This is a genomic window from Pseudomonas sp. MYb2 (assembly GCF_002979955.1).
Taxonomy (GTDB): Bacteria; Pseudomonadota; Gammaproteobacteria; order Pseudomonadales; family Pseudomonadaceae; genus Aquipseudomonas.
Genome location: NZ_PCQC01000004.1, coordinates 90,430 through 104,801, shown reverse-complemented (window position 1 = coordinate 104,801; position 14,372 = coordinate 90,430). Strand labels below are relative to the sequence as shown.

General features: G+C 59.3%; 11 protein-coding genes. 8 read left to right on the top strand and 3 right to left on the bottom strand.

Translation table 11 applies throughout. The features are described from left to right. Window positions 1-210 precede the first annotated feature (210 nt). The 7 genes from CQ009_RS07815 to CQ009_RS07785 all read left to right on the top strand — a co-directional run bounded on the left by CQ009_RS07815 (window position 211) and on the right by CQ009_RS07785 (window position 9,050). Window positions 211-1,806 (top strand): ABC transporter substrate-binding protein, encoded by a 1,596-nt coding sequence (locus CQ009_RS07815; RefSeq protein WP_105705444.1) that lies wholly within the window; start codon window positions 211-213, stop codon window positions 1,804-1,806. Window positions 1,807-1,981: 175 nt separating this feature from the next. Next, window positions 1,982-3,397 (top strand): OprD family porin, encoded by a 1,416-nt coding sequence (locus CQ009_RS07810; protein ID WP_105705441.1) that lies wholly within the window; start codon window positions 1,982-1,984, stop codon window positions 3,395-3,397. A gap of 77 nt (window positions 3,398-3,474) precedes the next feature. Continuing rightward, window positions 3,475-5,070, top strand: a complete 1,596-nt coding sequence (locus CQ009_RS07805; RefSeq protein ID WP_064387911.1) for an ABC transporter substrate-binding protein — start codon at window positions 3,475-3,477, stop codon at window positions 5,068-5,070. Between the two features lie 73 nt (window positions 5,071-5,143). Beyond that, the gene (locus tag CQ009_RS07800; protein WP_007953665.1) at window positions 5,144-6,154 is read left to right on the top strand and encodes an ABC transporter permease subunit; all 1,011 of its coding nucleotides are present in this window, start codon (window positions 5,144-5,146) and stop codon (window positions 6,152-6,154) included. 10 nt (window positions 6,155-6,164) lie between these two features. Then, window positions 6,165-7,091 (top strand): ABC transporter permease subunit, encoded by a 927-nt coding sequence (locus tag CQ009_RS07795; RefSeq protein WP_064387910.1) that lies wholly within the window; start codon window positions 6,165-6,167, stop codon window positions 7,089-7,091. Window positions 7,092-7,101: 10 nt separating this feature from the next. Further along, a complete protein-coding gene (locus CQ009_RS07790) occupies window positions 7,102-8,070 on the top strand; it encodes an ABC transporter ATP-binding protein (RefSeq protein ID WP_105705439.1) in 969 nt (322 codons plus the stop codon). Continuing rightward, entirely contained in the window at window positions 8,070-9,050 is a 981-nt protein-coding gene (locus CQ009_RS07785) for a peptide ABC transporter ATP-binding protein (protein WP_064387908.1), read from the top strand. Before CQ009_RS07790 ends, CQ009_RS07785 begins: the two co-directional genes overlap by 1 nt. Window positions 9,051-9,261: 211 nt before the next feature. On the opposite strand, the gene CQ009_RS07775 is transcribed toward CQ009_RS07785, so the two are convergent. The 3 genes from CQ009_RS07775 to CQ009_RS07765 all read right to left on the bottom strand — a co-directional run bounded on the left by CQ009_RS07775 (window position 9,262) and on the right by CQ009_RS07765 (window position 13,324). After that, window positions 9,262-9,525 carry a hypothetical protein gene (locus CQ009_RS07775; RefSeq protein ID WP_064387907.1) on the bottom strand — a complete coding sequence of 88 codons (264 nt, stop codon included), beginning with the start codon at window positions 9,523-9,525 and terminating at the stop codon, window positions 9,262-9,264. A 156-nt stretch (window positions 9,526-9,681) separates the two neighbouring features. After that, the gene (locus CQ009_RS07770) at window positions 9,682-10,875 is read right to left on the bottom strand and encodes an MFS transporter (protein WP_105705437.1); all 1,194 of its coding nucleotides are present in this window, start codon (window positions 10,873-10,875) and stop codon (window positions 9,682-9,684) included. An 865-nt stretch (window positions 10,876-11,740) separates the two neighbouring features. After that, the gene (locus CQ009_RS07765) at window positions 11,741-13,324 is read right to left on the bottom strand and encodes a peptide chain release factor 3 (protein WP_064387905.1); all 1,584 of its coding nucleotides are present in this window, start codon (window positions 13,322-13,324) and stop codon (window positions 11,741-11,743) included. A 358-nt stretch (window positions 13,325-13,682) separates the two neighbouring features. On the opposite strand from CQ009_RS07765, the gene CQ009_RS07760 reads away from it, so the two are divergent. Further along, window positions 13,683-14,372 (top strand): ABC transporter permease, encoded by a 690-nt coding sequence (locus tag CQ009_RS07760; protein WP_172667905.1) that lies wholly within the window; start codon window positions 13,683-13,685, stop codon window positions 14,370-14,372.

Sequence of the window (14,372 nt, the reverse complement as noted above, 5' to 3'; positions counted from 1 at the left end):
ACAACAGTGGTATAGGACGCGTCGCCTTTTCCTACGAGCTTTAAGGCATTTACGCATTTACTGCCAGGACCGCGGCCCCTACCGTCGGGTACTGACCAGTTTCTGTGTGGGCCACCGGTTTGCCGTACGCACTGGATTGAGCTCGATGCAGCCAAACGTCTCAGGATGGGACGGCGGCGCATTGAACAACACTAAAAAAGAGGGAGCGTCATGCGCCATACCTTGATTTTTTCCGCATTGCTGGGCGCCGGCCTGTTGGCTTCGTCCGCCAGTTTCGCCGCCAGCAAGAGCCTGGTGTTCTGTTCCGAAGGCAGCCCGGCGGGTTTTGATACCGCGCAATACACGACAGCGACCGATAACGACGCGGCCGAACCGATCTACAACCGTCTGGTCGAGTTCGAAAAAGGCGCGACCAACGTCGTACCGGGTCTGGCCACCAAGTGGGACATTTCCGAGGATGGTCTCAAATACACCTTTCACCTGCGTGAAGGAGTGAAGTTTCATACAACGCCGTACTTCAAGCCGAGCCGCGACTTCAATGCCGACGACGTGCTGTTCACGTTCAATCGCATGCTTGATGCACAGCAGCCATTCCGTAAGGCTTACCCGACCGAGTTCCCGTACTTCAACGGGATGAGCCTGAACAAGAACATCGCCAAGGTCGAAAAGACCGGGCCGCTGACCGTGGAGTTCACGCTCAACAGCGTCGACGCCGCGTTCATCCAGAACCTCGCCATGAGCTTCGCCGCCATCCTGTCCGCCGAATACGCCGACAAGCTGCTGGCCGACGGCAAGCCGAGCGATATCAATCAGAAGCCGATCGGCACCGGGCCATTCGTATTCAAGAGTTATCAGAAAGACTCGAACATTCGTTACACCGGCAATAAACATTACTGGGACCCGAGCCGGGTCAAACTCGACAATCTGATCTTCGCGATCAATACCGACGCCTCGGTGCGCGTGCAGAAACTCAAGGCGGGCGAATGCCAGATCACCCTGCATCCGCGCCCTGCCGATGTTGAAGCGCTGAAGGCCGATCCGAAACTGCAGTTGATCTCCAAGCCGGGTTTCAACCTCGGCTACATCGCCTATAACGTGCGCCACAAGCCCTTCGACCAGCTCGAAGTGCGCCAGGCGCTGGACATGGCGGTGAATAAACAGGGGATTCTCAACGCTGTTTATCAAGGCGCCGGCCAACTGGCCGTCAACGCCATGCCGCCGACCCAGTGGTCCTACGACGACAGCATCAAAGACGCCGCCTACAACCCGGAAAAAGCCAAAGAGCTGCTCAAGGCTGCCGGTGTCAAAGAAGGCACCGAGATCACCCTGTGGGCGATGCCGGTGCAGCGTCCATACAACCCGAACGCCAAACTGATGGCCGAAATGCTCCAGGCTGACTGGGCGAAGATCGGTCTGAAAGTGAAAATCGTCAGCTACGAATGGGGCGAGTACATCAAGCGCACCAAGAACGGCGAGCACGACATCAGTCTGATCGGCTGGACCGGTGACAATGGGGATCCGGACAACTGGCTCGGCACGCTGTACAGCTGCGATGCCATTGGCGGCAACAATTACTCCATGTGGTGTGATCCGGCGTACGACAAGCTGATCAAACAGGCCAAGGTCGTCACCGACCGTGACCAGCGCACCGTGCTCTACAAACAGGCCCAGCAATTGCTTAAACAGCAAGTGCCGATCACGCCTGTCGCCCACTCGACGGTCAACCAGCCACTGAGCACCAGCATCGAAGGGTTCAAGGTCAGCCCATTCGGTCGCAACGTGTTCTCGGGTGTCAGTATCGATTAACCCAACCGATTAGCCGCAACGCTGAGGGGCGCTGTCTAGCCCCTCACGCAAGCGCTTTGCCGAAATTCGCCAATCCGGCCTTTGGCAAACGTTTGCGATGTGTGAATGAGTTCTAAACCAATAACCGGCATACCAAAAAAAGCCGGCATAAAAAGAAAGTAAAGGAGCTTCACCCATGAAACTGAGCAGCACCGCGATACTGGCCTTGGCCATCAGCAGCGTCACCGCCACGGCTTACGCGGAAACCCAAAGCCAGGCGTTCACCCCGGTGACCGTCAACGAAAAAAGTGCCCAGGCCGAAGCCACTGGCTTCCTCGAGGGTCAATCGATCAGCGGTTCGACCCGTAACTGGTACGCCAACGAGCAACTCAAGCGCGGCGGCAAGTTCGCTTACCGCAAGAACGGTCAATCGGCCGAAACCGACCGCCGTATCAACTGGGTACAAGGCACGATCATCAAGTACAACTCGGGCTTCACCGAAGGTACTGTCGGTTTCAGCACCGAAGTGGCGGCCTACAACGCCATTGCGCTGGAGCGTGATCGCGAAAACCTCGCGTCCAACAACGGCGGCGCACCGGGCACCCGTCCAGGCGCGGGCAACAACCGTACCCTGACCCGTGAAGGCGGTGACGCTGTCGGTCAATGGAGCAAATTGGGCCTGGCCAACGTCAAGGCGCGTATCTCCAACACCACTCTGACCGCCGGCCGCATGAACTTCAGCAGCCCGCAGGTCGACGTGATCGGCAACCGTCCGCTGCCATCGAGCTTCGAAGGGATCGCGATCCACAGCGAAGAACTGAACAACCTGTCCTTCGACCTGGCAACCTTCGACCGCGTCTCGCCACGTACCGAAGAAAGCCTCAGCAAGTTCCGCTCCGAATACGGCAGCATCGACGCTGAAGCTGACCACGTGAACACCGCCGGTATCTCGTACCAGCCGTTCGCCAGTCTGACCACCAGCCTGTGGGGCACTCAGGCTGAAGACCTGTGGAACCAATACTACTTCGGCGCTACGCACGTACTGGGTGACAGCTCCGTGCTGAGCCTGACCACCGGTCTGAACTACTACAAGACCGTCGACGAAGGCAAAAAACTGCTGGGCGAAATCGACAACGATACCTACTCGCTGTCGTTCGGTCTGACTCACCTGGCGCACACCCTGACTTTCTCGTATCAGGAAGTGAACGGTAACGAGTACTTCGACTACCTGCACGAAACCAACGGTATCTACCTGGCCAACTCCCTGCTCTCGGACTTCAACGGCCCGAACGAGAAATCCTTCCAGGTTTCCTACGGCATCAACATGGCCGAATACGGCGTGCCGGGCCTGAAGTTCAACATCTACCAGGCGCGCGGCTGGGGCATCGACGGCACTCACTACAAGGGTGGCGGCTATGATGGCGTGCAGTCGATGGACGGCGAGCACCACTATGAATACGGCGTTGGCGCAACCTACGCCGTACAAAGCGGCCCGCTCAAGGCCACCACGATTCGTGGCACCTACACCGCTCACCGCGCCAGTGAAAACCAGGCTGACGGCAGCATCAACGAGTTCCGTCTCGTGACCACGATTCCGTTCAACATCCTGTAAGAACGCCAACCGTCGGCTGACTCATGATGAGTCAGCCGTTCGGTTTTTTGTCTTCAACCGATTGCAGAGGGTTATCGATGAAAATGCTTCCCCTACGTGCGGCCATTGCGGCTGCGTTGCTGAGTGTCGCTGTCGGCGTCTCGGCCAAACCCTTGGTGGTCTGCACCGAAGCCAGCCCGGAAGGCTTCGATATGGTCCAGTACACTACTGCAGTCACGGCCGATGCGGTGGCCGAAACCATCTTCAACCGACTGGCGGACTTCAAGCCCGGCACCACGGAAGTGATCCCGGCGCTCGCCGAGTCCTGGGACATCAGCGAAGACGGCCTGACGTACACGTTCCACCTGCGCAAAGGCGTCAAGTTTCACACCACCGAATACTTCAAGCCGACCCGCGACATGAACGCCGACGATGTGGTCTGGAGCTTCCAGCGTCAGCTGGACCCGAATCACCCGTGGCACAAACTGTCGAGCGTGGGCTTCCCGTACTTTGAAAGCATGGGCTTCAAGGAACTGCTCAAAAGCGTAGAAAAAGTCGACGACAACACGGTCAAATTCACCCTGACCCGCCGCGAAGCACCGTTCCTGGCCGACCTCGCGATGGCGTTCTCCTCGATCTACCCGGCCGAATACGCCGATCAGTTGCTCAAGGCGAACAAGACCGGCGACCTCAACAACAAGCCAGTCGGTACCGGCCCGTTCATCTTCCAGCGCTACGCCAAAGACGCCCAGGTACGGTTCAAGGCCAACCCGGAATATTTCCGTGGCAAGCCGCCGGCCGACGCGCTGATTCTGGCGATCGCCATCGACAACAACGTGCGTCTGCAAAAGCTCAAGGCCAACGAATGCCAGGTCACCCTGTATCCGAAGCCGGATGACATCCCGAGCATCAAGAAAGACAGCAACCTGAAAGTCGATGAACTGGACGCAATGACCGTGGCCTACATCGCCTTGAACACTCAGCACAAGTACATGAGCGACGTGCGGGTGCGCAAGGCGATCGACATCGCCTTCGACAAGGAAGCCTACGTCAACTCAGTGTTCGGCAAGGGCAACGCTACAGCAGCCGTCAACCCGTACCCGCCGACCTTGCTCGGCTACAACCACGACCTGAAGAACCCGCCACGCGATCTGGACAAGGCCCGCGCCCTGCTCAAGGAAGCCGGGGTTCCGGAAGGCACCGTGTTTACCCTGTTTACCCGCAACGGCGGCGGCCCGACCAACCCGAACCCGATGCTCGGCGCGCAAATGATGCAGGCTGACCTGGCCAAAGTCGGGATCAAGATCGACATCCGCGTGATGGAATGGGGCGAAATGCTCAAACGCGCCAAGGCCGGCGAGCACGACATGGTTTCGGCCGGATGGGCGGGCGACAACGGCGACCCGGATAACTTCCTGACGCCTATGCTCAGTTGCGAAGCGGCAAAAAATGGCGAGAACTATGCTCGCTGGTGCAACGAAAAATTCCAGGCACTGCTGGATGAAGCACGGGCTAAAGTAGATCCGGCCGAACGCGCAAAGCTCTACGCACAGGCGCAAGTGCTGTTTAATCAGGACCAGCCATGGATCAGCATGGCCCATACCAGGATGTTTACCGCAATGCGCAACAACGTAGAGGGTTATCACATCAGCCCTCTCACCACTAATAACTTCGCCACCACCCAGGTGAAGTAGATAAGAAACTCCCGGTGTCCCTGACCCCAGGGACGCCGGGCACGCCTAACCGGCTGATGAGGTACCACACAAGATGTTTAGTTTTATTGCCCGCCGACTGGGGTTGTTGATCCCCACGTTTTTCGGCATCACCTTGCTGACTTTCGCGTTGATTCGCATGATTCCGGGCGACCCCGTGGAAGTGATGATGGGCGAACGTCGGGTCGACCCCGAAATGCACGCTCAGGCAATGGAACGCCTAGGTCTGAACAAGCCGCTGTATGCCCAGTATCTGGATTACATCGGCAAACTGGCCCACGGCGATCTCGGCGAATCCCTGCGTACGCGTGAAAGCGTCTGGACCGAGTTCACCTCCCTCTTCCCGGCGACCCTGGAACTGTCCATGGCCGCCCTGCTGTTCGCCGGCATTCTCGGGCTTCTGGCCGGAGTGATTGCGGCACTCAAGCGAGGATCGCTGTTCGACCACGGGGTGATGGGCATCTCCCTCGCGGGGTATTCGATGCCGATCTTCTGGTGGGGTCTGATCCTCATCATGTTCTTCTCGGTGAGCCTGGGCTGGACCCCGGTTTCCGGGCGCATCGACCTGCTTTACGACATCGAGCCGCGCACCGGTTTCATGCTGATCGACACCCTGCTGGCCGATGACATGGGCGCATTCCTCGATGCCCTGCATCACCTGATTCTGCCGGCCATCGTGCTTGGCACCATTCCGCTGGCGGTGATCGCGCGGATGACCCGTTCGTCGATGCTCGAAGTGCTGCGCGAAGACTACATCCGTACCGCCAAGGCCAAAGGCCTGTCGCCGTCGCGCGTGGTGTTCGTTCACGGTTTGCGTAACGCACTGATTCCGGTACTCACCGTGGTCGGTCTGCAAGTCGGCACATTGCTGGCCGGTGCGGTTCTGACCGAAACCATTTTCTCCTGGCCCGGCATCGGTAAATGGCTGATCGAAGCCATCGGCGCCCGGGACTATCCGGTTGTGCAAAACGGCATCCTGTTAATCGCCTGCCTGGTGATTCTGGTCAACTTCGTAGTGGACATCCTCTACGGCTTTGCCAACCCACGCATCCGTCATCAGCGCTGAGGTCCATACCATGAGCACTCCAACATCCTCAGTAGCCACGTCCGCCGCAAGCGCGGATCAAAGCCTGCTGTACCCGTCTCCGTACAAAGAATTCTGGCAAGCCTTCTCCAAGAACAAAGGCGCGGTTGCCGGCCTGCTGTTCATGTCGCTGGTGATTTTCTGCGCACTCTTCGCGCCGTGGGTCGCCCCGCACAACCCGAGCGAGCAATACCGCGACTTCCTGCTGACGCCGCCAGCGTGGCTGGAAGGCGGGCAGATGCAGTTTCTGCTCGGCACCGATGAACTGGGTCGTGACCTGCTGTCGCGTCTGATCCAGGGCTCGCGTCTGTCGCTGCTGATTGGCTTGTCGTCGGTCGTCATGTCGCTGATTCCGGGGATCCTGCTCGGCCTGTTCGCCGGTTTCTTCCCGAAGATGATTGGCCCGACCATCATGCGTCTGATGGATATCATGCTGGCCCTGCCGTCGCTGCTGCTGGCTGTGGCGATTGTCGCCATCCTCGGCCCTGGCCTGATCAACACCGTGATCGCTATCGCCGTGGTTTCGCTGCCGTCCTACGTGCGTCTGACCCGTGCCGCCGTGATGGGCGAACTGAACCGCGACTACGTGACCGCCGCGCGCCTGGCCGGTGCCGGTCTGCCACGCCTGATGTTCATCACCGTGCTGCCGAACTGCATGGCGCCGCTGATCGTGCAGGCGACCCTGAGCTTCTCCTCGGCGATTCTCGATGCCGCAGCACTGGGCTTCCTGGGCCTTGGCGTACAACCGCCAACCCCTGAGTGGGGCACCATGCTGGCCTCGGCCCGCGACTACATCGAACGCGCCTGGTGGGTAGTCAGTCTGCCTGGTTTGACCATTTTGCTCAGCGTGCTGGCAATCAACTTGATGGGCGACGGCCTGCGCGATGCGCTCGACCCGAAACTCAAGAACGCCGCCTGAGGAGATTCCCATGTCACTGCTAGAAATCAAGAATCTCAACGTTCGCTTCGGCGACAAAAACGCGACCCCGGTGGTCGACGGCCTCGACCTCAAAGTCGACAAAGGCGAAGTATTGGCCATCGTTGGCGAGTCGGGTTCGGGTAAATCCGTGACCATGATGGCGCTGATGGGCCTGATCGAGCATCCCGGCATCGTCACCGCTGACTCGCTCAGCTTCGACGGCAAAGACATGCTCAAGCTGAGCAATCGTCAGCGTCGGCAGATCGTCGGCAAAGACTTGTCGATGGTCTTTCAGGATCCGATGACCGCGCTGAACCCGAGCTACACCGTCGGTTTCCAGATCGAAGAAGTGCTGCGTCTGCACCTGAAAATGTCCGGCAAGCAAGCGCGCAAACGTGCGATCGAACTGCTGGAAAAAGTCGAAATCCCCGGTGCTGCCAGCCGTATGGACGCCTACCCGCATCAACTGTCCGGCGGTATGAGCCAACGCGTTGCGATCGCCATGGCGATTGCCGGCGAGCCGAAACTGCTGATCGCCGACGAACCGACCACGGCACTCGACGTGACGATTCAGGCGCAGATCATGGATCTGCTGCTGGCGTTGCAGAAAGAACAGAACATGGGCCTGGTGCTGATCACTCACGACCTTGCGGTCGTGGCGGAAACCGCTCAGCGCGTCTGTGTGATGTACGCCGGCCAAGCCGTTGAAGTCGGTCAGGTGCCGCAACTGTTCGACATCCCGGCGCACCCCTACAGCGAAGCGCTGCTCAAGGCGATTCCCGAGCACAGCCTCGGCGCTACACGTCTGGCCACCCTGCCGGGCATCGTCCCGGGTCGTTACGACCGTCCGCAAGGCTGCCTGCTGTCACCGCGCTGCCCGTACGTGCAGGACAGCTGCCGCGCGCAGCGTCCAGGCCTTGATCCGAAAGCCCACAGCCTCGCCCGCTGCTTCTACCCGCTGAACCAGGAGGTGGCGTAATGGCCGTCGTACTTACCGCCCGCGACCTCACCCGTCACTATGAAGTCTCCCGTGGCCTGTTCAAGGGCCACGCGACCGTGCGCGCACTCAATGGCGTGTCGTTCGAACTGGAAGCCGGCAAGACCCTCGCCGTCGTCGGTGAATCGGGCTGCGGCAAATCCACTCTGGCCCGCGCGTTGACGCTGATTGAAGATCCGTCCTCCGGCTCGTTGAAAATCGCCGGCCAGGAAGTCGCCGGCGCCGACAAGGCCCAGCGCAAGCAACTGCGCAAAGACGTGCAGATGGTCTTCCAAAGCCCGTACGCGTCGTTGAACCCACGGCAGAAAGTCGGTGACCAACTCGGCGAACCACTGCTGATCAACACCAACCTTTCCGCCGCCGAGCGTCGCGAAAAAGTCCAGGCGATGATGAAGCAGGTCGGCTTGCGTCCTGAGCACTATCAGCGTTATCCGCACATGTTCTCTGGTGGTCAGCGTCAGCGTATCGCGCTCGCCCGGGCGATGATGTTGCAACCGAAAGTGCTGGTGGCGGACGAACCGACTTCGGCCCTCGACGTGTCGATTCAGGCGCAGGTGCTCAACCTGTTCATGGATCTGCAGCAGGAGTTCAACACCGCCTACGTGTTCATCTCGCACAACCTCGCAGTGGTGCAGCACGTGGCCGATGACGTGATGGTGATGTACCTCGGTCGCCCGGTGGAAATGGGCCCGAAGAACGACATCTACGAACGCCCGCTGCACCCGTACACCCAGGCGCTGCTCTCGGCGACCCCGACCATTCACCCGGACCCGAACAAGCCGAAAATCAAGATCGTCGGCGAACTGCCTAACCCGCTCAATCCGCCACCGGGCTGCGCGTTCCACAAGCGCTGCCCGTATGCGACCGAGCGTTGCAGCACTGAAGAGCCGTTGTTGCGTCCGCTGGACAACCGGCAGGTGGCTTGTCACTACGCCGAGCAGTTCCTCGACGGCGCGGCGTAAACAAATCCGGAAGCTACAAAGAAACTGTAGGAGTGAGCCTGCTCGCGATGGCGTAATTTCAGTCAACATCCTCATCGACTGATCCACCGCTATCGCGAGCAGGCTCACTCCTACAGGGATCGTATTTCAAATAGCGTTAGGTATTGAGCAAACCCCTTCCACCTCGATTGCGCATCAGTCGAGTCAGAAGGGGTTTTCTTTTGCCGGCGATTTACGTCTGGCTATCGCCTTCGTCATCCGGATCGTCGGTGTCCGGCTCGTCGGTGGTCGAGTCGTCATCATCGGCGCTGCCACCCTGCCCCTGATCGCCCGGCTCGGACTCGGACTTGGCCAACATCAGTCCGCTGTGCCCAACCTGACCATTGAAGGCCTGGGAATCGTGATCCTCGCACTCGGCCCAGGCCGTTGCGGTGCCGAGGGACAGCATGACCATCACTTTCAACAGCAATAAAACCCGTAGCAACCTGCTTTTCATAGCCGACTCCATCCATTTTCAGGTGAGACATTCGTGCCGGACTGGCGCTGTGTGAAATCTAGTTCCGATCAGTCGGGCTCACCAGTTAGGACGCTAACGGGCGCGCAGAAATGCCGTCGGCGGACAGATTGCTTTCGAATAAGCTCAATAACCGGATCAGCTAATCGCGCGGGTGGCTTGCCACGTCAACGGGATCGATATCAGCAGCAGGGTTGCACTGGCCAGCCACACGCTGTGACCGCCGAAGTTGCCGTACAGCTGACCACTGAGCACCGGCGACAGCAGCGCGCTGGCACTCCAGCTCATGAAGAACAAGCCGAAGTACTGCCCACTTTTGCCACGCTGGGCATACTGCATGGCCAATACATTCAGCGGCGGCATGAACAGCGCCTCGCCCAAGGTCCAGATCACCGTTGACAGGCAGACGAACGCCAATCCGGAACCGAACGGCAACATGCCCAGCCCACAGGCCAGCAGCAAACTGCCCGCCACCATTTGTCGTCGCGAGCCCCAGCGCTCGCCCCAGTGCGACAGCGGGATCTGCAGCGCGATCACCAACAGCGCATTGAGCCCGAACTGCCAGCCGATTGCCTCGGTGCTCAAGTGGTAGTAATCACGCAGATAGTTGCCCAGCGTGCTGTAGACAGTGTCGAACGCGATGCCGAGCACGGCCGTCGCTGCCAGCAACCAGAGGAAGGGTTTGTCGCGGTATGGCACACCCGCTCCAACCGCGCCGGTCGTAGAAAGCTCGGCATTGATCAGCACCGGCCGACGCCATGTCGTCCGGACAAACCACAGCAAGGCCAACAACGTCATCGCTGCACTACCGAAAAACACCCAGCGAAAATCGGTCTGCGCCAACACCCCGCCCGCGACCCCGGCGGCGGCCATGCCGAGATTACGCGCCACCCGGCTCAAGGCCTGCGCACGCGAACGCTGCGCCACCTCGCAATATTCCATGATCAGGCGCTGGTGCAGGGTGCGAATGGCGCCATCAATGGTCCCGCTGAGCAACAGCAAAGCCGCCAGCAACGGCACCTGCGTCACCAGCCCCAGCAGAATCAGCACCCACACCGAGATGAAAAACAACGCTGCCGTCAGCCGCGCGGTGCGCACATGATCACTGAGCCAGCCACCGAGCATCGAACCGACCAGCAAACCCGCACCGTACGCCGACAGCAACCAGCCGACAGTCTCGATCGCCAGCCCCAGCTCCTGGCGCAGGTACAACGCCATGAACAGCTTGACCATGCTGCTCAGGCGATTGATGAACAATAACGCCGCGAGCACCCAGGCCATCACGCCGAAATAGCCGTCCAGTCGTAGCCAGTGAGTCAGGCGACTCGTCATTCCGTTGACCTCTCCAAAGCGACTTGCGTGGAGCGGAACACTAACGATCAGCACGCGGGTTGTCGCGTTCAAGTACATCGAGATTACAAAAAACCGAGTCGTCCTACAGCCATTGCGCGCGATAAAACCGTGCCGAAGATCAACAGCCCCTCACCCTAACCCTCTCCCAAAGGGAGAGGGGACTGACCGAGGTGTTTGGGAGAGCTACGCCGACGTGAAATACCGAGTCGACCCTCAGATTCTGCAACAGATCAAAAGCCCCTCACCCTAGCCCTCTCCCAGAGGGAGAGGGGACTGACCGAGGTGTTTGGGAGAGCTACGCCGAAGTGAAATACCGAGTCGACCCTCAGATTCTGCAACAGATCAAAAGCCCCTCACCCTAGCCCTCTCCCAGAGGGAGAGGGGACTGACCGAGGTGTTTGGGAGAGCTACGCCGAAGTGAAATACCGAGTCGAACCAAGGATCTGAAAGGCTCACAAATCGGCTCCCTCTCCTTGGGGAGAGGGCTGGGCGGGCGGCGTTCCGATGAGGGGCAAATCCACCACAAATCCAAAGCCGACCAAGCTGTGCTCCTCACCACTCAACAGGATGAGCGTTAGCTCGGCTGCAGCTTTTGATCTTGATCCACGGGCGACGTCGGAAGGCTGAGTGGAGGGATTGATCCCGGAGCGAAGGAACCCCGAGCCCCAGCGAGCGGGCCGCACGTAGGAGCAAGCCTTTTGGGTTACCTTTTCGGCGTTTGGAAAAGGTGACTCGCCGTAAGGGCGAAACCGCCAGCCGCAACAACCAAAAAAACGGATATACACCCAGAAAAAAGCCCCCAAGGCCAAAACCTTGGGGGCTCTCGAACAACAAAGCTCAACGCTTAATGATGCTCACGCGTCGCACGGAATTTCACATCCGGCCAACGCTCTTCCATCAACGCCAGGTTAACCCGCGTCGGCGCCAGGTAAGTCAGGTGACCACCGCCATCGACCGCCAGGTTTTCCACAGCCTTGTTGGAAAATTCCTCAAGCTTCTTCTTGTCGGCGCACTCAATCCAGCGCGCGGAATACACAGTGATCGGCTCATACGAGCACTCAACCTTGTATTCCTCTTTCAAACGGCTGGCGACCACATCGAACTGCAGCACACCCACAGCGCCAAGAATGATGTCGTTGCTGCGCTCCGGGAAGAACACCTGTGTTGCGCCCTCTTCGGCCAACTGCTGCAGACCCTGACGCAACTGCTTGGACTTCAGCGGATCACGCAGACGCACACGACGGAACAGTTCCGGCGCAAAGTGCGGAATACCGGTAAAGCCCAGGGTTTCACCTTCACTGAAGGTGTCGCCGATCTGGATGGTGCCGTGGTTGTGCAGACCGATGATGTCGCCGGCAAAGGCTTCTTCAAGCTGTTCACGCTCGGAGGAGAAGAACGTCAGGGCGTCGCCGATGCGCACGTCCTTGCCGGTGCGCACATGGCGCATCTTCATGCCTTTTTCGTACTTGCCCGAGCAGATACGCATGAAGGCGATACGGTCGCGGTGCTTCGGGTCCATGTTCGCCTGGATCTTGAAGATGAAGCCCGAGAACTTCTCTTCGACCGGCTCAACAGTCCGCTCGTTAGCCACACGGGCCAGCGGACGTGGCGCCCAATCAACGACGGCGTCGAGTACGTGGTCAACACCGAAGTTGCCCAATGCAGTACCGAAGAACACCGGAGTCAACTGACCGTCGAGGAATTCCTGCTGGTTGAATTCGTGGCAGGCGCCCTGAACCAGTTCCAACTGTTCGATGAAACGGTCGTACTCGTCGCCCAGGTGCGCGCGCGCCTCGTCCGAATCGAGCTTCTCGATGATCTTGGTTTCGGTGCGTTCGTGACCGTGACCGGCGGTGTAGACGATGATGTAGTCGTCGGCCAGGTGGTACACGCCCTTGAAGTCGCGGTAGCAACCGATCGGCCAGGTGATCGGCGCGGCTTTGATCTTCAGAACGGCTTCGATTTCGTCGAGCAGTTCGATCGGGTCGCGGATGTCACGGTCGAGTTTGTTGATGAAGCTGACGATCGGCGTGTCACGCAGACGGCAGACGTCCATCAGCGCAATGGTCCGTGGTTCGACACCTTTACCGCCGTCGAGAACCATCAATGCCGAGTCCACCGCCGTCAGAGTGCGATAGGTATCTTCGGAGAAGTCTTCGTGGCCCGGGGTGTCGAGCAGGTTGATCATGTGTTCGCGATACGGGAACTGCATGACCGACGTGGTAATGGAAATACCCCGCTGTTTCTCCATCTCCATCCAGTCGGATGTCGCATGGCGATCGGATTTACGGGATTTCACCGTACCGGCCACTGCAATCGCCTTGCCCATCAACAGGAGCTTTTCGGTGATCGTGGTTTTACCGGCATCGGGGTGGGAAATAATGGCGAAAGTGCGGCGTTTCGCGACTTCGGCGGCCTGGTTGGTCATGGGAAATCGCCTGGCGGTGATTCAAAAAAGGGCCGCGATTATAGCCCAACTCGATGCAATAACCGAACCGTTGAGCACATTAAGGGTGGCCAAATGCTGCCGCAGATGGGAACCTTTTAAAGCACGGAGACGTCCATCCCCTGTTACGAATTTTCGTCAGGGGCTGAAAAATCAGCAAGTTAGCCTGACGAGGCTGCGCTCATGGCTCGCTTTCAGACCGCTTTGCCGGGACTGAAAAACGGCTACTTTTCGCGAACGACGCTCCCGGCAGCCAAGGCTTGGCTTGCCACACGGGACTGCGCTCGCCGACTACAAAAAAAGGAGTCCGCCTGTGGCTATCCGCTATGGCAAAGGGCTGATGGGAGGTGCGGTGGTGATCGCGCTCCTGGCCCTGCTGGTCCACTGGATCGGCATCAACACGATCGAACACTACCGCGACGATTTGTTGTTTTACCTGCAAGCTCATCTGATTCTCGTCCTCGCTTCAATGCTGGCCGCCCTTGTCGTGGGCATCCCCGCCGGCATCTTCCTCAGTCGCCCGACCATGGTCGGACGCGCCGAACGCTTCATGCAGATCTTCAATATCGGTAACACCGTGCCTCCGCTGGCCGTGCTCGCGATTGCCCTGGGCATCCTCGGCATCGGCAGTGGCCCGGCGATCTTCGCTTTGTTCCTCGCCTCCCTGTTGCCGATTGTGCGCAACACCTACGAAGGCCTGAAAAATGTCCAGGGCTCGCTGAAAGAAGCAGCCGTCGGCATCGGCATGACCCCGCGCCAGGTGCTGTGGAAAGTCGAGCTGCCCAACGCCGTGCCGATCATTGTCGGTGGTGTGCGCGTGGCTTTGGCAATCAACGTCGGCACCGCGCCGCTGGCCTTCCTGATCGGTGCCAACAGCCTTGGCAGCCTGATCTTCCCTGGCATCGCCCTGAACAATCAGCCGCAACTGCTGCTCGGCGCCGCGTGCACCGCGCTGCTGGCCTTGCTGCTCGATGGCGTCGTCACCCTCGCCAGCCGTCTCTGGCTGGAACGCGGTTTGCGCCCGTCTTAA